Annotated in this window: 21 protein-coding genes; 6 read left to right on the top strand and 15 right to left on the bottom strand. The window is 45.6% G+C overall.

Annotation, left to right across the window (positions count from 1 at the left end; translation table 11 throughout):
• Positions 1-136 precede the first annotated feature (136 nt).
• Complete coding sequence (locus tag C4S60_RS11375; protein ID WP_103880465.1) at positions 137-1438, top strand: hemolysin family protein; 1302 nt, start codon at positions 137-139, stop codon at positions 1436-1438.
• 47 nt (positions 1439-1485) lie between these two features.
• On the opposite strand, the gene cydC is transcribed toward C4S60_RS11375, so the two are convergent.
• The 3 genes from cydC to trxB all read right to left on the bottom strand — a co-directional run bounded on the left by cydC (position 1486) and on the right by trxB (position 6071).
• Positions 1486-3207 carry a heme ABC transporter ATP-binding protein/permease CydC gene (gene cydC / locus C4S60_RS11370; RefSeq protein WP_103880464.1) on the bottom strand — a complete coding sequence of 574 codons (1722 nt, stop codon included), beginning with the start codon at positions 3205-3207 and terminating at the stop codon, positions 1486-1488.
• A complete protein-coding gene (gene cydD / locus C4S60_RS11365; protein WP_103880463.1) occupies positions 3200-4987 on the bottom strand; it encodes a heme ABC transporter permease/ATP-binding protein CydD in 1788 nt (595 codons plus the stop codon). The genes cydC and cydD overlap by 8 nt, the downstream gene beginning before the upstream one ends.
• 133 nt (positions 4988-5120) lie before the next feature.
• A complete protein-coding gene (gene trxB, locus C4S60_RS11360) occupies positions 5121-6071 on the bottom strand; it encodes a thioredoxin-disulfide reductase (protein WP_103880462.1) in 951 nt (316 codons plus the stop codon).
• 516 nt (positions 6072-6587) lie between these two features.
• Between trxB and C4S60_RS11355 the strand changes: the two genes are divergently transcribed.
• Positions 6588-7247, top strand: coding sequence for a 2OG-Fe dioxygenase family protein (locus C4S60_RS11355; RefSeq protein ID WP_103880461.1), 660 nt, complete (start codon positions 6588-6590; stop codon positions 7245-7247).
• Positions 7231-8454: a cysteine desulfurase-like protein gene (locus tag C4S60_RS11350; protein ID WP_103880460.1), complete on the top strand. Its 1224-nt coding sequence runs from the start codon at positions 7231-7233 to the stop codon at positions 8452-8454. Before C4S60_RS11355 ends, C4S60_RS11350 begins: the two co-directional genes overlap by 17 nt.
• Positions 8455-8518: 64 nt before the next feature.
• On the opposite strand, the gene C4S60_RS11345 is transcribed toward C4S60_RS11350, so the two are convergent.
• From C4S60_RS11345 to C4S60_RS11320, 6 genes are all read right to left on the bottom strand, one after another.
• Complete coding sequence (locus C4S60_RS11345; protein ID WP_103880459.1) at positions 8519-9343, bottom strand: DUF2797 domain-containing protein; 825 nt, start codon at positions 9341-9343, stop codon at positions 8519-8521.
• A gap of 64 nt (positions 9344-9407) precedes the next feature.
• A complete protein-coding gene (locus tag C4S60_RS11340) occupies positions 9408-11099 on the bottom strand; it encodes a GGDEF domain-containing protein (RefSeq protein WP_103880458.1) in 1692 nt (563 codons plus the stop codon).
• Between the two features lie 2 nt (positions 11100-11101).
• Positions 11102-12037 (bottom strand): extracellular solute-binding protein, encoded by a 936-nt coding sequence (locus C4S60_RS11335; RefSeq protein WP_160111357.1) that lies wholly within the window; start codon positions 12035-12037, stop codon positions 11102-11104.
• Positions 12038-12496: 459 nt separating this feature from the next.
• Positions 12497-13204: a SanA/YdcF family protein gene (locus C4S60_RS11330; protein WP_425275124.1), complete on the bottom strand. Its 708-nt coding sequence runs from the start codon at positions 13202-13204 to the stop codon at positions 12497-12499.
• Between the two features lie 26 nt (positions 13205-13230).
• A complete protein-coding gene (locus C4S60_RS11325) occupies positions 13231-13554 on the bottom strand; it encodes a DUF3392 domain-containing protein (RefSeq protein WP_103880456.1) in 324 nt (107 codons plus the stop codon).
• Between the two features lie 97 nt (positions 13555-13651).
• Positions 13652-15340, bottom strand: coding sequence for an NAD-dependent malic enzyme (locus C4S60_RS11320; protein WP_103880455.1), 1689 nt, complete (start codon positions 15338-15340; stop codon positions 13652-13654).
• 202 nt (positions 15341-15542) lie between these two features.
• Here C4S60_RS11320 and C4S60_RS11315 point away from each other — a divergent pair, with 202 nt between their 5' ends.
• A complete protein-coding gene (locus C4S60_RS11315; protein ID WP_103880454.1) occupies positions 15543-17897 on the top strand; it encodes a helicase-related protein in 2355 nt (784 codons plus the stop codon).
• A gap of 224 nt (positions 17898-18121) precedes the next feature.
• Positions 18122-18505, top strand: a complete 384-nt coding sequence (locus tag C4S60_RS11310) for a transporter (protein ID WP_103880453.1) — start codon at positions 18122-18124, stop codon at positions 18503-18505.
• Between the two features lie 63 nt (positions 18506-18568).
• Here C4S60_RS11310 and C4S60_RS11305 read toward each other — a convergent pair whose 3' ends face one another.
• From C4S60_RS11305 to C4S60_RS11280, 6 genes are all read right to left on the bottom strand, one after another.
• Positions 18569-19675: a phosphoribosylaminoimidazolesuccinocarboxamide synthase gene (locus tag C4S60_RS11305; RefSeq protein ID WP_103880452.1), complete on the bottom strand. Its 1107-nt coding sequence runs from the start codon at positions 19673-19675 to the stop codon at positions 18569-18571.
• A 239-nt stretch (positions 19676-19914) separates the two neighbouring features.
• Complete coding sequence (locus C4S60_RS11300; RefSeq protein ID WP_103880451.1) at positions 19915-20325, bottom strand: hypothetical protein; 411 nt, start codon at positions 20323-20325, stop codon at positions 19915-19917.
• A 275-nt stretch (positions 20326-20600) separates the two neighbouring features.
• A complete protein-coding gene (locus C4S60_RS23665; protein ID WP_103880450.1) occupies positions 20601-20789 on the bottom strand; it encodes a hypothetical protein in 189 nt (62 codons plus the stop codon).
• A gap of 141 nt (positions 20790-20930) precedes the next feature.
• Entirely contained in the window at positions 20931-21959 is a 1029-nt protein-coding gene (locus tag C4S60_RS11290; RefSeq protein ID WP_103880449.1) for a tetratricopeptide repeat protein, read from the bottom strand.
• Between the two features lie 36 nt (positions 21960-21995).
• Entirely contained in the window at positions 21996-22679 is a 684-nt protein-coding gene (locus tag C4S60_RS11285) for a DUF2786 domain-containing protein (RefSeq protein ID WP_103880448.1), read from the bottom strand.
• Between the two features lie 145 nt (positions 22680-22824).
• Positions 22825-23505, bottom strand: a complete 681-nt coding sequence (locus tag C4S60_RS11280) for a DUF3334 family protein (protein ID WP_103880447.1) — start codon at positions 23503-23505, stop codon at positions 22825-22827.
• A 318-nt stretch (positions 23506-23823) separates the two neighbouring features.
• Between C4S60_RS11280 and ydiJ the strand changes: the two genes are divergently transcribed.
• The gene (ydiJ, locus tag C4S60_RS11275) at positions 23824-26862 is read left to right on the top strand and encodes a D-2-hydroxyglutarate dehydrogenase YdiJ (protein WP_103880446.1); all 3039 of its coding nucleotides are present in this window, start codon (positions 23824-23826) and stop codon (positions 26860-26862) included.
• The last annotated feature ends 10 nt before the right edge of the window (positions 26863-26872 follow it).

The raw sequence follows: 26872 nt of genomic DNA, 5'->3' as shown, positions 1-26872 counted from the left end.
CATTTCTGCGTCAAATAGCTTCGAAAGGGAATAGCCATTCCTTCAACTATTTTCCTTGAACTGAACACCTTGATGAAGCTCTGAGTCCTGCATCTTGAGGTCACTTGAGTATATGTGTCAGGCGTGAGGCGAGTTTATGGACATCATTCTGTTAATGGGGCTGATTTTGTCGAATGGTGCGTTTGCAATGTCTGAAATTGCACTCGTTGCGGCAAAAGGGAGTCGACTAAAGAAACTGGCTGAGCGAAATAGTGCTGCTCGGTTGGCGTTGCAGCTAAAAGATAACCCCACTCTTTTTCTCTCTACCATTCAGATCGGCATCACTGCAATCAGCATATTGAGTGGTGTGTTTGGCGAAGCAGTGTTGTCGTTGCCCCTTAAGAATTGGCTTGTCTCAGAAGGTATTGAGCAAGAGCTCGCGGGAGTACTGGCAACGGGCAGTGTGGTTGTCATCATAACCTATTGTGCCATTGTTGTCGGTGAACTGGTGCCAAAACGAATTGCTCAAAATAACGCTGAACACATCGCGGTATTGGTGGCATACCCGATTCACGCCCTAGCACTACTTGCGAAACCTTTTGTCGCACTGCTTTCCGTTTCTACCAACGCCTTGCTTATACTTTCGCGTCAGCAAGAAAATACAAGTGACAATGTCACAGAAGAAGATATTGTTGCGCTTGTAAAAGAGGGCTCCGAAGTTGGGGCGATTGAGCACCAAGAGCAAGAAATGATTGGGAACTTGCTCCAACTTAACGACAGAATTGCTACTTCACTAATGACGCCGCGTAGCGAAATCCAGTTTCTCGATGTTGAGCAGCCCATAGAAGTGACACTTAAAAGTTTACGTCAGACCAAGCACTCCGTCTGGCCAGTTTGTCGGGGCAATCTGGATGATTTGCTAGGTACGATTTCCTCGAAAGCGTTGTTGGATGAGTACGCTGGCCTGTCTATAACCAAACTAGTGAAGTTATTACGCAAACCGAGATTTGCACCAGAAGCCATAAGAGGACTTTCATTACTGACTTATATGCAGCAGACCAGTTCAGAAATGACGTTTCTGGTTGATGAATACGGTGACATTCAGGGTGTTGTTACTCACTACGATTTGCTGGAAGCGATCGCAGGAGAACTTGGCGTCGCCCCTGAACAATCTTGGGCTAAACACTTTAGTGACAATAGTTGGCAATTAGATGCGCTTATACCTATGGCTGTGCTTAAAAACAGATTAGCACTTGAGGAGATCGAAGGGGAAAAGGAAGAGGGGTTTCAGACTCTCAATGGATTTCTCACCTGGCTATTTGGTCGGGTACCAAAGTCGGGGGAAAAAATTCATTATCAGGATTGGGAATTCGAGGTTCTTGACGTCAGAAACAATCGTATCACCCGGGTGAAAGCAAGAAAAGTGAGGTTGGACGAGTCAGATGGTCATGACTCATGAGACAGACCCGCCACAAGATCATTGTTGGCGGGCCTTGTATTTCTTCATTAGAGCGTTTGATGAAGCTCGAAGTAACGTCCTCTGGCCTCGATGAGGTTCGAGTGATGTCCAAACTCCAAAATCTCACCGTCTTCGAGTAAACAGATAGCGTCAAATCGTTCAAGGTGAACCAGTCTGTGGGTGATAAATATGACCGTCTTGTCAGCGAAATGCTGTTCAAACAGAGACATAACTTGCTGCTCGGTGTTTTTGTCCAGCCCTTCCGTAGGTTCGTCAAGCAGTACGATTGGCGCATTGTGAAGTAGCGCTCTGGCAATTCCAATTCGGCGTTTTTCACCGCCGGACAATTGTCGCCCGCCATCGCCTAACCAGGCATCCAGACCATTGTCTTCAGCCAGATGAGACAAGCTAACACTTTTCAGCGCGTTGAGCAGCGCTTCTTCACTGGCATTAGGGCTAGCCATGGATAGGTTATCACGCAGGGTGCCATTTAAAATGTCCACTTTTTGGCTGACGATGCTGGTGGATTCACGCAATTGTGGCTCACTCCAGTTTTTGATGTCCGTTCCCGCTAACTCAATGTGGCCGGAGTTGGTATCCCAATAGCGTGAAATTAACTGCAACAACGTCGATTTCCCAGAACCAGTTTGGCCAACAATCGCCAGTCGGTTTCCTGCGGGCACCTCAAGAGAAACGTCTCGAAGTGCGAGTTGTTCTGCGTCCGGATAGGCAAATGATACCTTGTTGAACTTAATCGAATAGTCATTACTGTGAGTTGCCGATTGAGCGGAGAAGGTGACTTCAGGCTCTGCCAGTATGACTTCATTAAGTCGTTTCGCTGAAGTGAGAGTTTGTCCCAGATACTGGAACGCTCCGGCAATCGGCATCAGCAACTCAAAACTCGCCATAGTTGCAAATGCCATTAGAGCGATAAGTGGGTCTGGTTGGTTACCACCGACACCGTCGGCTGCCAGCCAAAGCATTAGAACCAGAAGCCAGCCATTAGCGAGAATAAGCAACCCCTGAGCCATGCCGGAGATTCTGGCATGAACTAGCTGATTAGAGAGCAATTTGGTTTGTGCGTTTGTGATCGCCTTGCGGTAACGAGATTCAGCACCGAACAGGGTCAGTTCACTATAACCTTGCAACCAGTCGAGCGTTTTGATTCTTAGTTCGGCTTTATTGAGCGTTAGTGATTCGCCATTCTCTTTTCCAAGACGATAAAAGACCAAAGGCCAAACGATCAACATCAGCATCAGAATGGCGCCCAAGGTGAGGCCTAGTGTTAAATCAAACCAACAAAGCACTGCCGTTAAGCACAAGATACCAAAGACGCCCACGACAATTGGACTGATAAGGCGCAGATAGACATGGTCCATAGCGTCCACGTCGGCGACCAAGCGATTGAGCATGTCTGCATCACGGATGTTCACCGCTTTACCGGGAATGAGTGGCGCAAGCTTGGTAAAGAAGAAGATGCGTAGGTCAGTCAGTAATTTGAATGTGGCATTGTGGCTAACGACACGTTCGCCCCAACGACCCGCGGTACGAGCCATTGCGGCTCCACGCACACCGGCACCGGGGAGCATATAGTTGAAAGTTTCTCTGGCGATGGTCAATCCAGCGACGGCTGAAGCAGAAATGAACCAACCGGAAAGCGTAAGCAGTCCAATAGAAGCAAACAGGGTTGCAAATGAAAGTAACATCCCTAAAGAAAGGCCAAACCAGTGCTTCTTATACAGCTTTAGGTAAGGGAGTAAATCACGCATCTAAGTTCCCCTTATCTTTAGCTATTGTAGATTGATGAGCAGAAAGCATGGTGCTAAATAGTCCCTCACAGTCTGACAATTGCTCATAACTGCCTTGTTGCTCTAGTTTGCCTTGATTCAGCACTAAGATGGTATCCACCCCTTTAAGTTGAGAAAGTTGGTGAGTCACCATAAGAGCCGTTTTACCTGAGATACTGGCGTGAATGCCCTGTGTTACGAGTCGCTCACTCTTGGCATCGAGGCTGGCAGTTGGCTCATCCAGCAACCAGAATTGGCCATTTTGGATCATCGCTCGGGCTAACGCTATACGCTGTGCCTGACCAACCGACAGTCCGCCAGAACGGTCGGTGATCAGATAGTCTAGGCCGTGTCTTTCTACAAACTCCGCAGCAAAAGAGGCGATTAGGGCATTGTTTATCCGCTCTGGTGCTACACTCTCTTTTCCTAAGGTAATGTTGTCCAAAATCGAACCGTGGAGCAGTAAAGGGTTTTGGCCTACCCAGCTTATTAGATTGCGCCAATGCTTTTGGTCAAGTTGCTTTAACTCGACACCATTGACAGTCAATGAGCCTTCATAGGGCATAAAGCCCAGAATCGCGTTGATTAAACTCGTTTTTCCGGCACCGCTTGGGCCGACTAATGCTGCAACCCTATTGGCCTGAATCTCGAAGCTAATCGGGCCAACCAATCTCGTGCCCTCTGGACTGTGTACCTCGAGGTCAGTCGCTTTAAGGGTGAGGCATTCAACGTCGCTAAGCTGCTCGTTACCCTGTGGGAGAGCGGCTACTTCTGTATCCAAGAACTCGACGATGCTCTCAGCAGCTCCAACGGCTTGCGCTTTGGCGTGATAAAAGGTGCCCAGGTCTCGAAGTGGTTGATAAAACTCCGGGGCAAGGATCAAGATAAACAGACCTGCAAAGAGCGTCACACCCAGACCGTAGTGGCCAAAGTTGAGTTCTCCAATATAGCTAAAACCAAAATACACCGCCGTGATAGCGATAGAGATAGATGTGAAGAATTCAAGGACCGCTGAGGATAAAAATGCCAGCCTCAGCACATCCATTGTTCGTTTGCGAAAAACTTCAGATGCTCCGTGAAGCACTTCAGTCTCTGACTCAGTTCGATTGAAAAGTCGAATAGTGGTCATTGACTGAAGACGGTCGTAGAAATGCCCTGACAGGCGCTGTAGTGCCTTAAAGTTTTTACGGTTTGCCTCCGCTGCTTTCATGCCAACCAGAGCCATAAACAGTGGCACCAGTGGAGCGGTAACCAAAAAGATTAGACCGGCTGCCCAGTTAATAGGGAACACAACGATAAGGATGATGACGGGGACGACGACAGCAAGAGACATCTGAGGCAGATATTTTGCGAAGAAGTCTTGCATCTCTTCGACTTGCTCCAACACTAACGTAGCCCACGTGCCAGCTGGTTTACCTTTGATATAGGTCGGGCCCAACTCGCGCATCTTATCGAGAACTAGCTGCCGTATATAACAACGGATCTGCTCACCACATTTAAAACCGGCAATTTCTCTGCCCCAGGCGCATCCGGCACGTCCGGCGACTGCGATGAGCAATCCTGCAAAGTATGGAATCAGTTCTTGTTTGTCCGTGTGCTCAATAATGAGCTGGTGAAGGATCGTGGCGATAAGCGCAGCTTGCGCGAGCAAGAACAGACTTGACAATACGCCTAACCCAATCGCAATCATAAGCCAGCGTTTGGCGAGCTTACTCTGCGTTCTGAGCCAATTGTTCAAGCTCCGTTGTTTTTTCTTATCCATGTAGAAGGCTTAATGAGTATTATTATTAGAAGAAGCAGCGATTATACAAAAAGAAACCCAGAGGGCATACCTATGGGTTTCTAGTTTTCGCAAATAAAGATTGCTGGCTACAGATTCTGTGCGCTTAACCTGATTACTGGGAGTCCAGAAAACGTTCTGCATCCAGTGCTGCCATACAGCCAGTACCGGCAGATGTGATGGCTTGGCGGTAGTTGTGATCCATCACATCACCAGCAGCATAGATACCCGGGATGCTGGTTTGAGTGGCGTTGCCATTCAGGCCTGACTGAACCACTATATATCCGTTGTTCATTTCAAGTTGACCTTCAAAGAGGTCGGTATTGGGCTTGTGGCCGATAGCGATAAAGGCACCCATTACGTCAAGCTGTTCAACCTTATCAGATTGTGTGTCTTTGATGCGAATTCCGGTGACCCCCATGTCATCACCGACTACTTCATCTAGCGTGCGGTCTGTATGGAGGATGATGTTGCCAGACTCTACCTTATCCATCAGACGTTTAATCAGGATTTTCTCTGCTCGGAAGCTGTCTCGGCGATGAACCAGATGAACTTCTGATGCAATATTCGAGAGGTACAACGCTTCTTCTACCGCCGTGTTTCCACCGCCTACGACTGCTACTTTCTGATTGCGGTAAAAGAAACCATCGCAAGTTGCACAAGCAGAAACACCACGACCCTTGAACGCCTCCTCGGAGTCGAGACCAAGATATTTAGCCGATGCCCCAGTCGAAATGATGACCGAGTCTGCTGTGTAAGTCTGGCTGTCACCAAACAGCTTAAACGGACGCGAGTTAAAATCGACACTGTTCACATGGTCAAAGATGATTTCGGTTTCGAATTTTTCTGCGTGCTCTTTCATTCTGTCCATTAGAAGCGGACCAGTAAGTCCTTCCGCATCTCCGGGCCAGTTTTCTACTTCTGTGGTTGTTGTTAGCTGTCCACCTTGCTGCATACCAGTAACCAGCACAGGATCCAGGTTGGCCCTTGCTGCATAAACAGCGGCAGTATAGCCCGCTGGCCCAGAGCCTAATATCAGCAACTTACAGTGTTTTGTGTCAGCCATAGCATCTCTCACTTTTTCAATTCTTATAGGCACCCGCAAGAGTGCACGTTAGCTATCTAATATATTGGGGTTTTGGGCAAAGAATCAATACCGTATTTGTGAAGAGTGGTGTCATTTTGCGCAATCAGCTGTGCTGCTGGTCTTTAAACTGACCACTTTGTTGTTTGGTTGCGTTCTATAGAGAAACATACTGTGTTTTCTTCATAATGTGGCGATAATTTCCGTTTGAATTTAAACCGGCAGCCTGCGGCTATGATGGTGTGGATAGAGGTAATGTGCTGTTTTAAAAGCATTGTTTAGAACAAGCAGAGAACAATGCTGGTTTTTTGATAGTCACAAGTGTGGGTGCTGGTTTATATACTGGATTTTTATGTTTAACAAGTATTATATATTGTTATAGTAAGTTTAATGGATTTTAAAACTGAAAAAGATTGAAAAATCAGAACTAGTGATATTTAATGGATGTAAATTAATTGTAAACAAAACGATATCAGGGCGTAATATTAAAAGGAGTTAATGATGCTAAGCACTGCCGATAGTACCCTACATCTGACTAGTCTGAGCTTGGAGGCGATTCAACAGCTTGCCCCTACATTTGCAACGTTACCTAACACCAAACACGCTGATGGCCAGTATCGATTACGTCGTTATTCCGTCATTAACTTTATCGACGGCGCGATCGTCGATAAAGGGGACAGCAGCTTTGTACAATCAGAACACTTTAATCATTTTCAGGGTGATGTTGTACGTCAGTTTGAGCCAGTTTTGCCTTCGACACTTCAAAGTAAGGCGATGAAAGAGTTAGTTGCCCTGTTTGCACAAACCAATCACCTACCAAATGGCCAGGAAATTGAAATCCACCAGATACGAATCGCAGCGGTGTATGATGAGACTGAGGTCGCGCCGGAGGGGGTGCATCAGGATGGATTTGACCACATAGCCTTAGTAGGGGTAGGACGTGAAAATATCGTTGGTGGTGAAATCATGCTTTACAGTGACAATGGGGAAGCGCCTTTTTTCAGAAAAGTGTTGGAAAATGGTGAAGTTGCAATTCTGGATGATTCCAAGTTGTGGCACAACGCACAACCCATTCGTTGTATTGATGCCCGCCATGCGGGGCATATGGATGTGTTTGTTTTAACCGCAAAGGATTCTGTCAATGCACTTCACTCCTAATCTGGCGAGAAAGTGCTTTAGCGCACTGAATCAGCAGCATAATAATAGACCCGTGGTTTTTCTGGACGGTCCGGGTGGGTCGCAGGTGCCTTCATCTGTGCTGTCAAAGATGAATGACTACCTCGGCCACTATAACGCCAATCTTGGCGGACACTATTTTTCCAGTAAAATCACCGTCGACCTGATGAACGAAGCTCGTTTTTACGGACAACAGTTTGTTAATGCAGAACATGCCAATAATATTGTTTTTGGCGCTAACATGACCTCATTGACCTTCCAGTTAAGCCGCACCATTTCGAGAGATTGGGAGCACGGAGATGAGGTTGTAGTGACCGCACTGGATCATTACTCTAATGTATCAAGTTGGCAGTTGGCGGCGGAAGACCGAGGTGCGGTGGTCAAGCAGGCGCGAGTGTCAGAACATGATTGTTCGCTGGACTATGACCACTTCGAAAGCCTTTTATCGAGCAAGACTCGCCTTGTTGCGGTTACGTATGCCTCTAACACTACCGGAACCATCACGGATATTAAGCGAATTGTTGCATTAGCAAAAAAGTACGGTGCACAGGTCTACGTTGATGCCGTGCATTTTGCCCCGCATGCCAGTATTGATGTTCAGGATCTTGGTTGCGACTTTTTGGTGTGTTCGGCTTACAAGTTTTTTGGCCCTCATTTAGGCATTGCCTATATTGCTCCTGAATGGCTGCAAACGTTAAGACCCTACAAAGTAGAGCCAGCGACCGACACGGGGCCGGGTCGTTTTGAAACCGGGACTCAGAGCTTTGAGGCGCTTGCCGGCTTTATTGCTTCGGTTGATTATATTGCTTCTTGGGGAACGGGTGACAGCCTCCGTAAAAAACTGACGTCAGCAATGGCGCAATTTGGCCAGCATGAGGAGCAAATTAGTCGCTATTTCTTAGAGAGACTGTCCTGCTATGAAGATCTAACGCTTTACGGGGTTGGACAAAGCTGTCATAAGAAACGCACACCTACCTTTGCTATAACGTCGAGTAAATACACGCCTGAATTAATGGCGAAAGCGCTGGGTGAGCAGAATATTTGTGTTTGGAATGGGCACTTTTATGCCATTGGTCTAATAGAACAGCTCGGACTGAAAGATTCCGGTGGCGTATTGCGGGTTGGCTTTATGCATTACAATACATTGGAAGAGGTTGATGCGTTTTTTGACGCCCTAGGAAAAATCTAGAGCCTAATTATACTTGAGTATATTCAGCCCGCAGTATGCGGGCTGAATGGTGTTGGTCATCGCGTTAAGCGGACACTTCGACTTCGTAAGAGGTGAACTTGCGTATGTTAATCACGCCAGAGTCGAAGATTAAATACTGGCCTTTAATACCCTGCAAAATGCCACTCACTACAGGCTCTTTATCGAAGTTATGGGACTTGATTTTGGTTGGGTAGACTTGTACCGGATAGCTCAGAGGGGTAATTGCTTCACAAAGTAGTTCGATGGCGTCCTCACCATACTGCGCTTTGATTTCTTCGATTTTATCGGCAACCAACGGCAATAACTCTTTTGCACTTTCCGCCAAATCCATTGGCTCACCGTCTTGTTTAAGTAAGGTGCGCCAGTTGGTTTTGTCTGCGATATGCTTAGCAAGTTCTACTTCGATGAGTCCAGAGATCTGTCGTGTTTTCACTTTGAGGATAGGTAAGCCTTGAGTGGCTCCTTGATCTATCCAACGCGTGGGGATTTGAGTGTGACGGGTAATGCCTACCTTCAAGCTGGACGTGTTAGAAAGATATACGAAGTGGTCTACCATACAGTTTGCCTCTCCCCATTCTGGCTCACGACATGTCCCCTGATCGTAGTGACAAGTCTCAGGTTTCATAATACACATGTCGCAACTGGCGAGTTTTTTCATACAGACAAAGCAATGTCCTTGAGAGTAGCTTTTTTTGGTTTTTTTTCCGCACGAGCAACAGTAGATGTTACCGGTATGAGTAAGGGTGAGTGTTTTTCCTAGATAGGAAGAAAGCTCGACTTCTTGGTCGCCAACAGGAAGACGATATTGAACGGTTGAGTCGAGGGAGGCGCGCATTTTTGAAAGCGTACCTGAGGCTAATAGTGACATGACATTTCTCATTTTTCGTTGTTTTGCTTAGTGTAACAAATACGGGAGAGAGGTGTGCTAAATTCTAATGGTCAGACGGACTCCAACACGTTTGAGGCCCACCTTTTTTCTTTGCTGAATACATGGCTTTGTCGGCCTGTCGCATCAGTTTTTCAGCGTTGACTGCGGTGGATGGGTAAATTGCGACACCAATGCTCAGTGAAGCCATAAAGTTTGGTAAATCCAAATCATCGTTCAGTTGGGCAACGGAATTATGCAATTTGTCACATATGGAATGCACGGTATCCAGGCTCGCCAGATTGGTAATTAACACGACAAATTCATCTCCACCGTAACGGCAGACGACGTCACTGCTTCTCAAACTGCCAGCCAGAGTGTTGGCGATGCTTTTAAGCAATAAATCGCCATTGTGATGACCTAAATGGTCGTTAACCTGCTTAAAGTTATTCACATCGATGAACATCAAAGCCATATGCATTTGATGTATTTGATGCTGTTCAATTTCTTGCTGAAGTGTTTCAGTAAAGCTATGCCGATTGCTCAACCCTGTCAGGTGGTCGGTGCGGGCTAAGTGCTGAAATTTCTCTTCTGACTGCTTTAGTTGGGTATATTTTAAGTTGAGCTTTTGCTGCAGGTAGTTCAATGCATTGGCTAAATCACCGATCTCGTCTCGATGTTCATACTTATAACACGCTGTTTTTTCGCCTAATGTTATGCGATTAGCAAACTGTGCTATTTGCGACAAAGGTTGCGTAATAAGCTTGAATAATGAGTAGGAGAGAACCAGAGCAGTGGTCACCAACATAAGTACTGTAATCGCGTAACCTTCGAGAGCGTTGGACATCCATAGATGAGCGATTGATTCATTGCGATACTGGCCAAAAATATAATGCTTCACGGTATTATGGAGCGCAAATTCGGCAGAAAGAAAATAAGCATAAACGTTTGATTCGGAACTGGTATCGGATGTGGTTTTGAAAAATGAAGGAATTTTTTCGCTTACCGTACGTGCGGCTTGTGGGTGGTCTATCTGTACTCTTTCGACTTTTCCCCGAGTGAAACCAAACTGCTTATCTTCGTTTGGGTGTAATAAATAGTCACCTTGAGTATTGGCGATGATATACATAGATGGTTCATCCATGATTGATGTAGCATCCAGCATAAGTTTTTTTATATCGATCGTAACGACAAGAGAGCAGTCATTTTTTGATGAGATGCTAATCGGATAAATAATGAAAACATAGGGCGACAATGTGGGGTGGCTTAGCCGGTCATAATGACTTGTTACCGGCGATACGAATATTTTATCGTCGCTACCTTTGTTAGCGATCGCGAATATCTGAACGTGACCAAGGCTCGTATTAGAATTAATTGTTGTCCGTAATCTCTGCGTTTGATTGTGGCGCTCAACTTTAAACAGCTCAGTTTGTGCCCTGGTGTTGTCCACAACTGAAATACTTTGATAGCTCGGGTTATTTTCAATCACGGAACTGATGACACTGGTGATTTGATATAACTCGGTCCCCGCTGCAATTTTCTCTGTTATGACCTTTGCAAGCATGTCATTAGTTCTTTCAATATCAAATAGTCTTTGTTGCAATGCATTCGCAGCAATTTCTGACGTTTGCTTGGCTTTTAATTCACTGTCTTGCACTAGCAAAGCTATTGACCTGTCATAGGTATACCAAGCGATGCAAGTAAATGTCGCCAATATTGACAGCGTAAAGATCAGGGAAATTTTTCGAGACAGTGTCATTGTCAGAATGACTCCAGATGCTTGATAACACCGGGAAGTGATCTACCACTGTATATCGCGTTCCACATCGCCTCGCGTTTTTCAGGATTTTCTACTGGAGCCAGCCAGATCAGACCTTGATGCACTGTCTTAGGTGAAAACTGTAGTAGTGGACTTTGTAAACCATGCCGGTCGACCATCAACTTCTGAACCCATGGCTCGAGAGAGAAATTGAGCCATTTGTATGCAAGCTCAGACTGTTGCGATGAAACAGGAATAGCCCAACAGTCTAACCATGCGAGTGCACCTTCTTCAGGTATAACATATTCGACATCGGCCCCAGTATTCTGCAAAGAGTTAAGTTGCTGATAGCCGAAGTTAGCAAACATCATTGACAACTCATAGTCGTTAAATAGCCTAGTTGCTTCTTCTATCGAGCTGTAAAAGGTAAAGGCATTTTCTCTAAATTTAATAAGTTGGTTTGCTACGACCTGCTCTTTGTCAGAAGGAATTGAAAACGGGTTTGGCATCTGAAGATACAATGCTGCAAGGCTGACATTATGCGTACCTCCGTCGTAACCGAGAATTTTGTGTTTATTTTCTGAGCTCCAGAATTCAGCCCATGAAGTGGGCGGGCTATTGACCCTTTCTTTGTGATAGATGATGCCCATTGAGGAGTAGGTGAAAGGGATCCCATAGGTTAATTTGTTTACGGCGATTTCAGGATAGTCTTCTATAGGGGTAAACCTATTGGCCAACCATTTAATATTGGTTATCTTTTTGATGTCTAGCGGTCTGATGGCTTTTAGAGAGATGTATCTTTGAAGTTCTGACGTATTTAAAGCGACTAAATCAAACTCAGAATCAGAGCTCTCAATATATTGCCTGAGTTGTTGATCATTGTTCACGTATGTAATGTTGACATCGATAAGGTGTTTTTGTTCGAATATCTTTACCACATCCCGATCTGTATACCCACTCCAAGACAAGATGTTTAATTGTTCTTTTGAACTTGATTCGTGTGGCCAGAAAAACGCCATCAAAGAAAATATGGCTGTTGTGTAAAATCTCATTGCTATAACCAAAACTAAAAGTGCTTTGTTATTATAGAGTGATGGTAGTGTTAATGTGCACTTTATTTCTTAACAATGCCGCATGCTATTGACACAAGTATCAAACTGAGATTGTGGTCACAACTTGTATATCATAATAATCATGACGCTTCGGTTCGTGTTGCGATCTTTATGGTGTCAGTTTTAATGTTAACCTTACAGAATATGTGGACTAATAATACGATAGCGATTAATGGGGACAATTATCCAAGCCTATTATCTTTACCTTGGTCTCTTTAAATCGCCAACGCGCCTGTAAATCAATCATGCTCACTGGCCCAAGCTTCTCGAAATTACTTGGGTATTCTATGGGTTGTCGAAATCGAATGGTGTGGACGAAGGCTCAACAACCGGTTCGATAATGGGCTCTTTAGGGCCTAAAAATTTCGGTTGAGTATTCATAATATAAAGATCTAAGAACGCTTTAGAACGAGCAAAAACTTCTCTTAGTCGTATCGAAAATCCAGACTTAGATACTGGCCCGGAAACCGCGAGACAAGTCGCGTTGATATCATAGGAATGGGCGATAAACAGTGCTCTTTCACAGTGAAATTTCTGAGTAATGATCAGAAAATCATCGGTGTCGAATATCTTTTTCGCTCTAACAATTGAATCTAAGGTTCTAAAGCCTGCATAGTCTAGATGTATGGCCGGTTCGGGAACTTCTGCTCGCAGTAGATCCCGTTTCATGGTCCATGGTTCGTTGTACGATCTATGGGCATTATCACCGCTGAGCAAGAAGTAAGATACTTTACCTTCGTTGTAGAGGTCGATGGCCGCTTCAATACGGTGAGAGTAATATTCGTTGAGTGTTCGTCCAAGATACTTACTGGTACCGAGAACGACAGCGACCTGAACGTTATCGACTTCCTTGATGGAAGTGACAATACGATCCTTTGCTTGCCAAGTAACCCACTGGTCGATAGAAAAGACAATGGCAGTAAGTGCCATCGCTGTATAAAAGACGATACGAACTGCTCTCTTTGCAAAAGAGAGTAGGGACTTTGACAGCAGTGTTTCTCTGTTAAATCTGAAGGTCACTAAATCTGACGATTCCTCTGAGCCCAAATGCCTATACTCACAAAGCTTAGAACCACGATGGCGAACATCAAGCCTGGTTCGGTACTGTTTAACAAATCTTTCAGGTAAGGTGTTGCTTTAATAATGATTAATCCATACCCAAATGCATTGAGTAGTATAAAGCAGACTGTACGAATCACGAAATTTGTGTCTCTGAGTGCATTTCGCAACAAACGATTTATGTCTGCGCCTAATACGACAAGCGAGCAGGCAATTAGTGCCGTTGCAACTTCAAAAAGATAAGGTGAAATCAATCGGCCACCTGGCGCGAAAATGTCCAGCATATGGTGTGTCCTTGCGTGGTTATAGCGAATGAGGGTCGTTCATTAAACAAAAAAAAGGCCCTTGTAAACAAGAGCCTTTATGTGACTTCGATTCAGATTAAAACGCTGAGCGTTTATATTTGCGATACACAGGTTGCCAGAAGTTATCTTCGATGGCTTTGCGCAGAGTATCGTCTGAACATTCTTTAGCTACGCCTTGCTCAATCGCTTTCTTCGCTACTGCAAAGGCTATACGCTTAGAGACCAGATGAATTTCTTCTAAAGGTGGCAGTAGCTGACCGGTTCCTTTCTGGGCTAGTGGAGAACATTCTGCCAGTGCTCGGCTTGACTCCATTAACATTTCGTCGGTGACGCGCGATGCTTGCGCAGCGAGTACGCCTAATCCGATGCCCGGAAATATATAACTGTTATTGCATTGAGCGATTGGATAGGTTTTTCCCTCTACGACCACAGGATCGAACGGACTGCCTGTAGCCACCAGAGCTTGACCATTGGTCCAGCGCAAGATGTCGTTAGGCGTTGCTTCTACACGGCTGGTTGGATTTGATAGAGGGAACACAATTGGACGTTCGCAATGTTGATGCATTTCCTGAATGATCTCTTTACTGAACAAACCCGGCGCACCAGAAACCCCGATAAGAACCGTTGGTTTACCATTGCGAATAACATCGTGCAGGGAAAATCCGGACTGTTCTGAAGTCCAGTCTTGAGTATTCGCGTGTTTTTGTACCAGCCTTTGCTGAAAGTCGAGCAGATTGGGCATGCCCTCTTGCAGCAGACCCCAGCGATCAACCATGAATACCTGAGAACGTGCTTGTTCGTCACTAATACCTTCAGACACCATTTGAGCAATGATTGCCTCGGCGATACCACAACCTGCAGACCCCGCTCCCAGGAACGTGACTCGCTGCTCAGAGAGTTTACTGCCTGCAGCTTTACACGCTGCCAGTAATGAGCCGACAGTGACGGCTGCTGTGCCCTGAATGTCATCATTGAAGCAGCAGATGCGATCTTTGTAACGCTCTAACAGGGGCATCGCGTTTTTCTGGGCAAAGTCTTCAAACTGCACCAGAGCGTCTGGCCAGCGACGTTGTACCGCTTGGATAAAGTCTTCTACGAACGCGCGATATTCGTCACCGGTGATGCGTGGATGACGCCAACCCATATACATTGGATCCGCCAGGCGCTGAGGATTGTTTGTACCTACGTCGAGAACAATTGGTAGCGTATATGCCGGACTGATACCTCCACAGGCGGTATACAGCGCCAATTTACCAATAGGAATACCCATACCACCAATCCCTTGGTCGCCTAAACCTAGAATGCGTTCACCATCGGTAACAACGATCACTTTCACGTTGTGGTTACGTGCGTTATTTAGCAAGTCATCAATGCGATCCCGGTTCGGGTAAGAGATGAACAGACCACGACCACGACGATAAATATTTGAAAAGTTCTCACAAGCTGCGCCCACAGTCGGGGTATAAATGATGGGCATCATTTCTGAGATGTGATTCTGGACAAGGCGGTAAAACAGAGTTTCGTTTGTATCCTGGATGTTACGCAGGTAAATGTGCTTATCCATATCATTTTCAAAGCTTGTGTATTGCTTGTAGGCACGATCCACTTGCTCTTGAATTGTTTCGGTTGTTTCTGGAAGAAGTCCTTCAAGGTTAAAAGACATTCTTTCTTCAGCAGTAAAGGCACTGCCTTTGTTGAGTAGGGGCGTGCTAAGTAATGCAGGACCCGCATAGGGGATGTAGAGCGGTCGTTTGTTGTTGTTCATTAGGTTACCTGTAAGGGAACAGTCATTGGGGATTGGGAACAATTTGGGCTGCTAATTTAACACAATTGTTCTCATTTCGCGATGATGAAATGTTAACTAGTTGTATTCGAAATTGATGGTTGTCATTGGGAATTGATAGTCTGAGCAAAGCGCGTCGAATCTTAGTATACTCAGAGCAAGTTTGCATAATTCACTGTTCAACATGACCACCTTACCAATCGAATCCATCAAGACAGATTTTCAACATCAATTAAAAATCAAGCACCTTATCGTAGAAGCTGAGACAGGCTCGGGAAAATCAACGCAGCTCCCTATATGGGCGATGACTCAAGGGCGCGTAATGGTTGTGGAGCCAAGACGTATTGCCTGTACTTCGCTGGCAGGGTTTGTTGCGGAATCGCTGGGTGAGTCAATTGGAAAAACGGTGGGGTATGCTATCAAGCTTGAAAACCGTTATCAGGAAAGCTCTCAAATCGTTTTTGTAACGCCAGGCGTCGCACTGAACTGGTTTGCGGAAGATGGATTGCGTACTTTTGATATCGTGATGGTTGATGAATTTCATGAGCGGCGTTGGGATACTGATTTACTCGTCGCCATGTTAAAGCAAACTCAGACGCACAAAACCGTTATTACTTCTGCAACCCTTGAAGGAGAAAAACTCGCTCGTTACTTTGATGCGAATCGCCTGGTAGCAACGGGTCGTAACTTCGACGTTAAGATTGAGCACAGGAGAACAGACAGCAGGCAACTTCCTGACTCGAGACACCTCGAACAACGAATAAAAGAGGAGGTTGAGGCGCAGCTAGAGACTTTGTCGGGGGATATTCTGGTATTTCTGCCGGGACGAAAGGAAATACAGCAAGTATCGAGTGTACTGAAAGGATTGCAAGGCGAGTATGATCTATTGATAGCGCCGCTGCATGCTTCGGTCACAGAGCAAGAGAGGCAAATCGCAATGACCATTCAGCCTCACCGGAAAGTCGTGCTGGCGACCAATGTCGCGGAAACATCACTTACCATTCCCAATGTGGAACTGGTGATTGACTCGGGTTTGGAGCGCCGTAACGTGCAACGAAACGGACAAACTACATTGATGTTGACACACATATCAAAGGCCAGCGCCGCTCAGCGGGCAGGTCGAGCAGGGCGTGTCATGAATGGGACCTGTATACGTTTGTATGGAGAACATGCGGCATTAGAGTCTGTTACCCCTCCAGAGCTTCAAAGAGAATCTATCGTCGAGCCAATGCTGGCGTCTGCACTGTGCGGATTTAGTATCGGCGAACTGGCGTTTATTGATTCGATTCCCGAGAAATCGCTGCGGAGTGCAAGTGAACAATTGAGCGCGTTGGGGGCCTTGGATGACAGTGGTATTACCGAACATGGTAAGCGCTTAGCTCCTTTGCCTATTGACGCCGTGTATGCAGACTTGGTTTCCAAGATGCCAACCAAACCGTTAAAAGAGGTCATGATTGACCTGACTGCGGCTATTTGCGCTACCGGAAAACTGTACCAGCTCACAAGCAATGAAGAGTTACTCGAAAAACTTGAACGCGAGGAGCCGATAGGCTGTGATGCAGAAATCATGGTGGGTCTGGTGCGAAGCAAGCAGTTTTCTGGGGTGACAGTAGAACCCGACTGTCTGCGCGAAGCTAAGGGGCTATCTAATCAAATGAGAGCGGCGTTTGAGTTGCCTTCGCTGGAAGTGGCGTCTCGTTATGACCGACGAGAGTGGCTCAGACAGATGGTGATTGCCAATGCGTCGTTACTGTTTATTCGCAGAGAGCGTCGTAAAGAGGCGATGAGTAACGGTCATTTGGAGGTCATCTTAGGAAGGCAAACCCGCCTTAAGTCAAAATATGAGGCTGGCTTAGTGTTGTCCACACACAGTTTGCCAGGGCGTGGTATCAAACAGACGATGACGCTGGCTACACTTGTGATGCCAGTCGACCTGTCGTTGGTGATAGAGGCAGAAGTCGGGCATTGGGTTAGCGGAGATACAGTGGACACTGAGCAGGGTATTCAAACCCGTCAAACACTAAATTATGCTGGTCGTGTCATCACTGAGCGCTTGACAGAACCTAAAGGGGATATCGCCGTCCCAGTGATGGCAAAGGCGATTGTTGAACAGCAACTCTTTGAGGGACTGGCGCCGCGTATACGACAACAGTTGGAACATTGGAAGTTGTATGTAGACCTCGGCTTATCTGCTAATGGCACTTGCGGGGAAGCAGTATCGCTCGTTGACTGGTTTACAACGAAATTAATTGAACTTGGTGTAGAGAGTTTTGATGATCTTGAGCTGATTGATGAAGGTGACTTTATTTTTGAAGGCATCCCCGATTGGGAGTATTCAGATTTTGCTGCCAAGTATCCGTTGGAAGTGCAATTGAGTGGCATGAAGTTGACGATAGAATATCTGGGTAAAGGGAAACTAGTTCAGGTGCACCATCATTCAGGCTCTCGTAAGGAAGACCCAAAGCGCAAAGAGTTACCCGCATGGTCAGGTTGGCGCGTGCGCTATAAAAAGGCCAGCCGTGTTATCGATTTGAAGTAGTTATGACTCTCTTATTTATAAAACCGAAGGAAAGTGAGTGAATGCGAGTTAAACGTCGGGCAAGCTATTGATATCAATTTGTTCTTAGGATGTTGCTGACTAGGTTTTTATATCACCTTTTCATGTCCTTTTGGGGTATAAAAGATGATTTTCATATATCCTATTGCTATATAAGGAAGTTTGCATAATAGTAGTTGCATAGCATTCTGTTATCGGGAGTGGTCATGAGTGACAAGAAATTACCGCAAGTAGAATTTGATTATACGAGCTTTCTTGGTGCGTCCTGTAAGAAGAAATGGACCTTTCTAGAAGCACTTTCATCTGTTGCACCGATATTTGGTGAGGCGTGGAAGGAGAGTGCCAAACAGGTATCAGAGCCTGCAGATCGTTTATGGGATAAAGCATTGAATGCCATGTCGTCTCGTCGAAGTGATGAGTCTAATCTTGTGGCTCTTATCAAGATTGCCAGGACAGAAAATATTGCCTCGCTAAAAGTAGTGATGCCATACTCGCTTGAGCTTGAACAGATAGAACAGATTCAGGATAAAGGAAACGTAACAATAGTTGCCGTCCCTAATGAGGATGTGTTGATAGCTAAGTTCAACTGATAGTGACAGATTAAAAAAGGGAGCATTGCGCTCCCTTTTTCTATTTATCCGTTTTATAGATGACTAGTCACCAATTAGGTCATAATCCTGGCGCAGAATATCAATGATCTCCTGCTTAGGGTTATCGCTTAATGTAATCTTACGGCCCGTTATTTTCTCTGCAATACCGATATAGGTATTGGAGACAGCCATTAAGGCTTCTTCTGGCAACTCGTTATCTGAGGCAAGCGCTTCTCTTTCAGGCATACGGTCTTTATTCAGCAAAATGTCAGGATCTGGGAAGTAGTTCAACAGAAACTGGCGGAAACCTTCCTTAGAATTCTCAACGATTTTACCTTGCTGGTAGGCCTTAGTATCCCAGATACGTGACGAGTCAGGCGTGCCCACTTCGTCCATGTAAATCAGCTTTTCGTTGCCTTTTGAGTCGGTGACATAACCAAATTCGAACTTAGTATCGACGAAGGTTTGGTCAATGCTTTCCAGCGCATCACTGATAACAGTAAAACCTTGCTTCAGTAGTTTCTCATAACCTTCAATGTCAGCCACGCTGCTAAAATTGAACGCTGCAAAGTTATCGGCAATGTTTTGACGCGTGATGTTGACATCATCCGCTTCTGGGACGCCAGGAATGCCACGCAAAATACCCTTCGTTGAAGGGGTGATCAGAATCTCATCCAACTTCGAGTCTTTTTCCAGACCTTCTGGCAAAGTAATACCGCAGAACTCACGTTCACCTTTTTCATAAGCTCGCCACATTGAGCCGGTAATGAACTGGCGGCAAATCGCTTCGATCATGACAGGTTTTGCCTTCTGTACAATCCATACAAACGGGTGAGGAATGTCCAGAATGTGGCTGTCAGCTAAACCGTTGTCTTTGAAGAGTTGAAACCAGTGATTGGAAATCGCGTTCAATGCCGCCCCTTTGCCCGGCACGCCACGCAGGCCGCTTTCACCGCGCCAGATGCAGTCAAATGCAGAGATGCGGTCACTGATAACCATGATGGCCAGCGGCGCGTCTTCGGCTACATCGTAGCCTTTCTCTTTAATAAGGCGTCGGCTATCTTCTTCGGTCAACCAATAAACAGAGCGTACTTTGCCGCTGTGAACAGGCTTATCGGTACGAATTGGTAGATCATCGTTTACGGCTAGAACTTGATCAGCGAGACTCATGGAGACATTCCTATCTGGTTTTGGTCGCATTGCTCCGCGACAACTAATGGACGAGTGATAACACTCAGTTTTGCCTCGCATCATACCAGAACTATTTGAAGCTTCCAGAGAAAAAGCAAACGTTTGCTTTCTTTCGTTAAAGATGGGTTCTAATTGATGAAAAAAAATACGGTAAGCGCTATTTGCTAGTGCTTACCGTATGTCAAAAGGCAGAGAGCGTTAAATTAAAAAGGGGTAAGTTAGTGAAGGTAACTTTCCAGAGACAAAAAGATCACTTCGCAATGATAGTGAGTAGCGAGTGAAGAAAGTCGGCGTTGTTCATCTTGTGAGAAACTACCATTAGCGATAACGGCACAAGCATTTCCTGAGCGAATCGCTTTCTCCACAACTTGGTATTGCGACAGGTTTACCGATGGTTTCATTTGAACCATGTGGTTGCCTAATTTGTGAAAGTGCATGATTTGACTAACGGAAGGGCGAGGGCATTCAGCAGTTAGCAAAATCCACTGTGGTTTTGATGTTAACTGAGACACCTTCTCTAGGATCTCATCTTCAATTCGACCTATGTGTTGAGTGTTAACACGGCCATCAAAAACACCATACTGGCCAGAGACATTGTATTGTGAGCGCATTGAATTGTTGTGTAACATAACCCTGTTCCTTTATACATGCTGTATGTGTATACAGTAGTTATTTGGCGGGGAAAGATCAAGCATTTTTTGAGCAAATATAATACAGATTATTTTAAGTGATTGATTTTAAAGGATGTGTTTCTTTTGCAATTACAGGGGAATGGGTCGTAAAAGAAAGGACGACAGTAGAATAAGCGAAAGTACTGTATAAGAGACAAGAGGAACGAGAGTTAAAAAAGGGAGGTGGTGTGAAGGTAAAACTAAAACGCCTCTCAGGGAGAGGCGCGGTTCTATTACGATTGTGCTAATGATTTTGCTCGAAACTCTATTTCTGCCAGATTAAACTGCCTAACGTCCATAACAGCAAAGCTTAGGCATTTTTCACACGAGTGGTGGCATTTACCGTCTATGTACTCATGTTTTGTAACAAAGCTTGGCGTTTGGCACCAATCACAAAAACCTTCGATAGTGAATGTATGCATTTTTACTCCTCACCCTTATTGGTACGGGTGCTATTGTCGCGCGCTATTATGACATAAAATTGCATGCAATGTTAAATAAATGTTTCTATAATGGCCGGAAAATTGTTTCGTTATATGAATTTGGCTATAAAAAACTCAGTTTTAATGGATTTTCTGTGTTTTTTTGAGGTGTTCAACGATCACGTTGAAAGCCAGATTGAGTTGTTTCATTTCTTCCTCACTCCCTTGAGCATCGGGGTGATAAATTCGGCAAAGTTGTTTGTAGCGCATCTTAACCAGTTTAGGAGTCAGGTTTTGCGTTTGAGCCACGGAGAAACCAAACCTTAGGTAGGCGTCTGACAATGTCGTGTTGTCAGTCTTGAACGTTGGTGCTGAACGCATCGATTCACGTTTGCTGCTTAGTTGCTTGTGCATTTTCCTGATTAACTGTTGCTGCTGAGTAAGCTTTTGTTGCAACTCAATATGTTGTCGTTCAGTTTCAGTCAACTTAATTCGTTGTTTTCTAAACAGTATGATGCCCGTAGTCAGCGTGGTCAGCAGTGCGAGCAGGTAGCTCAGATGCAAGGTCCAATTGCGGCTGTCAGGCGTTTTATGTACGCCCTCTTTTAGTAAGGGCTGAGTCGAACCTGAGGCGGCTTGTTCTTGTTGTTCGAGCGCTTTTATCTGCCTTAACTGCTGGGCATCGAATTGTTTTTGTAGTGCCTGAGCATAGGCCGAATCGTACTCGGGCGAGAGGTCTTTTGCCAGGGAGTACCATAGAACCTCTTGATCCTCATTGGCGATCTGAATGTCGTGGCTTTGATAAAGTCTGGCGATCTTGCTGTAAGTTGACTGGTCACCCAATGCGGCTAGCCGAGTGTACAGTAACACGGCCTTTGAGGGATTGGCTTGAACGCCTCGCCCATATTCCAGAGCCTGGGCGTAATTGTAGGTAGCGGCCGGATGACCATTGTCAGTCGCTTGTTTATACCAATGGGCGGCAAGGGTAAGGTCTCTTTGAGTCCCTTCTCCTGTTTCGTAAGCGAGGCCTAGTTTGTATTGTGCTTCAGCATTGTTCAGCTGAGCTTCGTGCTGGAGTTGCTCAACAGATGCATGGGACTGAAACGGAAGCAAGAGAAAGATAGCCAATATAGGTAAGCTGAGATGTCCTAGCTCCAAGCCTTTTTTCATTTTGCCTCGCTCCTGAGTGATTGTTGTTAAAGTAGGTTATTTAAGAAACTTGGGAGCCTGTGCGCCATCAATAGGGCGGTTAACCGAGACTTTTCGTCCTTTTTTCAATCCCACTTCGTAATCTGCAGTGATGTTTTTCATGGCTTCCTTCAACTGCTGTTTGAACGTTTCGCGGTCGATATTTTTAAACTCTTTATCAATGTAGCTGTTGATTTTGTTGGCAGATTCATCGTCAGGCGTGATGACCGGAAGTTTTTCCAGTGCGCCCTCTATCCAGCCCGAGACAAACGAATTAACGCGACGTGTTACTTCTGTCGTTGATGTGCCTGAGCCAGCAAAACTGTTGCGGAACTGGCCCGTTTGCTCATTCATTTCACGATATATGATGTCAAAAGCAAATGCGGCAAAAATAGCTCGGTCTGCCTCGCCGATAAACTCGACCCGTTTGAGCCCCTTGTGATTTAGCAGTACCGCTTCGACACCAAACTTGGTGTTGATTCCGCGTATGACGCGAAGTAGTGTTGAGCTGATATTCGCTGGCAATAGGTGAGTCGATTGTGTTTTGCCCATCTTAATGAACTCGATGTCGTCTTTATCGAGACCATATTTAAGCATCAGACGGTGAGCCATTTTGATGGCATTTGCCGCTTCATTGACGTTTGCAGAGTTGCCTAACTCAAGGCACTTAGCGATCTTTTTGAGGGCTTTTTGTTTATCCATCGACAATCTGAATTCTCTCTACCGCACAAGAAAAAGGGCACTATTTTAACGATTTTCGGGAGAAAGGGGAAGGGTTGGTATGGTGTAGGAGGACTCATACAATGTTGTTGAGTCCTCTTCTCTCATTTGCTGTACAGCTTCTGGGTTAGATTCCGAGCTCGTCGAGCAGATCCTGATTACCGTTTTGAGCGCGTTGCTTATCTGCGCTGTGGTCAGTTTCAGAGGTTCTGGCTTTCTCGATGATAGTGTCCGGACATTCGTCTGGTTGGACTTCGAACTCTTCCATCTGGATAAACTCAGTCTTGTCCATGGCAAATTCTAGGTAGAAAATATTGTTGTTTTCAGTAGAAAAGGTCACGCGACGAGCTTGGGGACGTTCTAAGTTGGTATCCACTGATAGCACTACCTGCTTGTTGATTGACAACATTTTGGGCTGGTTTTGGGTGATGTTCGTCTGCAGCTCTTTTTTGACCTTATTGGTAAAGTCACCAACCAGTTGGTTCATTAATTCTCCCAATACGTCGCCGACTTCGTCCGCATTATGATGAATTGCTAACTCTTCCTCGGGCATGCCCATATGACGCATGTAATTGCCGTACACCTCTAGGGCGGCTTGAGAAGTGAAATTGATGACAACCAGACCGGAGAATCCGCCATCGAAAAGAACAAAACAACCAAAATCGGGTTTTAACGTCGTTTTTGTTATTTTCTGAACCATCGCAGAATAAGTAACGCTGGACTGTGTTGCAGAAGTGAGCACAGTAGAGACTGACTGGCAAAGCTTTAACAGGATATCTTCTGTCGTAATGACTTTCGTTTTTTTCATTGGAGACCGCTTATCTAGTAACTTCTTCCTTGCAATTGCTTCAGCTACTATTAATCGAAGTAACTCAGCGCTACGAGTGTGTCATGAAGCTTTGAGCTTGAAAAGGTATAAACCATAGTTATTCGCTATGACTTTCTGATTTGATCACATTTTTAATTGTTGTAAAGTGGCGAGATGAGTAAAATCGATGTGGTTTCAGCTACGTAGAATAACTAAAAGCACATATAAACAGTGTGTACAGCCAGTAGCTAGGCCGTTTTTAATTTTGAATATACTCCTTTGCTGAGCGGATCGGCAGAATTAGGGGGCAGGAAGCTAATGTTACCAAGACTAAACTCTCAAACCGACATCAATCCCACCGTACAGGTGTTTCTTCAGCTATTAGCATCAGAGGGATTTACCGGGGATATAGAAACACAGTATTCAAGCAGACTGGCGGTTGCTACGGACAACAGTGTCTATCAAAAATTGCCGCAAGCGGTTGTTCACCCGAGGACAACCGAAGACGTTCAGTTGATTGGTCGACTAGCAAATCAGGATAAGTTCAGCGCGGTGGTGTTTTCCCCGCGTGGTGGTGGAACCGGAACCAATGGTCAGTCACTGACCTCCGGTATCGTTGTTGATCTTTCCCGCCATATGAACAGAGTGCTTGAGATTAATGAACAAGAAGGGTGGGTGAGAGTTCAGACCGGTATCGTAAAAGATGCTCTTAACGATGCTGTACGTCCGTTTGGTTACTTTTTTTCTCCAGATCTTTCGACCAGTAATCGCGCTACTCTAGGTGGGATGATCAATACGGATGCGTCCGGCCAGGGCTCGCTGAAATACGGCAAGACGTCTGACCATGTCCTTTCTCTGCAGGCCGTATTTGCTGATGGCTCAGTGATTGAGAGTGGTAGTAGTGAGCATGGTTCTGAATCAGAGAGTTTTGCCTCGACCGCACTCAATGTGGCCAGAAGTGTATGTACTGACAATCGCGCTCTGATTGATGAGAAGTTTCCACCGCTAAATCGGTTTCTTACGGGATATGACCTCAAAAATGCCTATCTACCGCACACAGACGAATTCAATTTCACTCGCATTTTATGTGGGGCAGAAGGCTCGCTAGCGTTTATTACCGAAGCTAAGCTGAACTTGACGCCGATACCCAAAGCAAGAACACTGATCAACGTAAAATATAACAGTTTTGACTCTGCACTCCGCAATGCCCCTTTTATGGTAGAAGCAGATGCGCTGTCGGTGGAAACGGTCGACTCTCGCGTACTGAACCTTGCGAAACAAGATATTGTCTGGCACACGGTAAGTGACTTAATCAGTGATGTACCGGGCAAAGAAATGCAAGGGATCAACATGGTTGAGTATGCTGGTCAGGACGAGGCAGAGGTTGCCGAGGCCGTGAAGGCATTGACAGCGAGTCTGGATGAAAAGCTTGAAACGGAACAAGATGGCATCATTGGATATCAGGTCACTAGCGATGTAGCTAGCATTGGTCGAATCTATAATATGCGTAAGAAGGCTGTGGGTTTGTTAGGGGCTGTGAAAGGCAGCGCTAAGCCTATTGCTTTTGCCGAAGACACCTGTGTCCCACCAGAAAATCTGGCTGATTTTATTGAAGAGTTTCGGACACTTCTGGATGGGCATGGCCTTAACTACGGTATGTTCGGTCACGTCGATGCTGGAGTATTGCACGTAAGGCCTGCTTTGGATATGTGCGATCCACAACAGGAAGCATTGATGCATCAGGTCTCTGACGAAGTCGTAAAGCTTGTGGCAAAGTACGGTGGCTTGATGTGGGGGGAACATGGTAAAGGTTTCCGCTCAGAATACGGACCGGAATTCTTTGGAGAGAAATTGTTCTCTGAGCTCAGACGTATCAAGTCTGCCTGTGATCCTCACAACAAAATGAATCCTGGCAAGATTTGTACCCCACTGGACAGTACAGAAGAACTGGTAAAAGTGTCTGACGTAAAACGCGGAACATTTGATCGCCAGATCCCAGTAGAAGTCCGTGACAGTTTTGCTCAGGCGATGGAGTGTAATGGCAACGGCTTATGCTTCAATTACGATACGGCCTCTCCGATGTGCCCTTCAATGAAAGTGACGGCCGATCGTCGTCATTCACCTAAAGGCAGGGCGGGGCTGGTCAGAGAGTGGCTGCGCCAGTTGTCAGAGCAAGGTTTCGATGTCATTGAACTGGAAAATGAAGCGAGAACGGCGAGCAGTGCTAAAGGACTGATTGAGAAGTGGCGTAATACATTCAATAAACGCCACGAATATGATTTTTCTCATGAAGTCTATGAAGCCATGAATGGGTGTCTGGCCTGTAAGGCTTGTGCAAGTCAGTGTCCAATTAAAGTTGATGTACCCAGTTTCCGAGCGCGTTTCTTGAATCTGTATTACACGCGTTACCAGCGCCCGGCCAAAGATTATTTGGTTGCGAACATCGAAACCCTGCTGCCTTATATGGCAAAGATTCCGAAGACCGTCAATTTTGTTCTGAAGCAACGTATCGTTCAGAGCTTAACAGAGATGAGTGTCGGGTATATTGATGCACCATTGCTGTCAGTACCAACATTAAAGTCGCGCCTGAAAACACAACCGGTGATTGAGTTTAACCTGCAGCAGATGCAAGCCATCCCAACTGAGCAGCGTCAAGATTACGTGTGTATTGTGCAGGATCCGTTTACCAGTTTTTACGATGCCGACGTTGTAGAGGATTTTGCTAAACTGGCTCTCAAACTAGGTAAGAAACCGGTTATGCTGCCTTTTAAACCTAACGGTAAAGCTGCGCACATCAAGGGTTTCCTGGGACAGTTTGCCAAGGGTGCAAAGAGTACCGCCGACTTTTTGGCGCAGACAGCAGAGTTAAATATCCCTCTGGTTGGTGTCGATCCTGCGTTAGTGCTGTGTTACCGGGACGAGTATCAGGAAATCCTCGGTGATGATCGTGGCGATTTTGATGTTCTCACTGTACATGAATGGCTAATGCCTCTTTTGTCATCCTCTTCAGCGAAAAGCGCCGTGGATAACAGTGATTGGTACTTGTTTGCCCACTGCACAGAGAAAACTAAGTTGCCGAATGCCGAAAAGGAGTGGGGAACCATTTTCAGCCACTTTGGAGGTCGATTAACCACCGTCCCTGTGGGGTGTTGTGGAATGGCGGGGACGTTCGGGCATGAATCGGATAAGTTGCAGATGTCTAAAGATATTTATGGACTGAGCTGGAAGCCAAACTTAGATAAACTACCTAAGGAGCGCTGTCTGGTCACTGGGTATTCGTGTCGCAGTCAAGTAAAACGTTTTGAAGGAGATAAGGTCAGGCATCCTTTGCAAGCCTTGTTACAATTACTAAATTAATTAGTTTTAT

It is taken from the genome of Vibrio hangzhouensis, assembly GCF_900107935.1.
Taxonomy (GTDB): domain Bacteria; phylum Pseudomonadota; class Gammaproteobacteria; order Enterobacterales; family Vibrionaceae; genus Vibrio; species Vibrio hangzhouensis.
The sequence above is the reverse complement of the archived record's forward strand: the minus strand, read 5'-3'. Positions and strand labels throughout refer to the sequence as shown.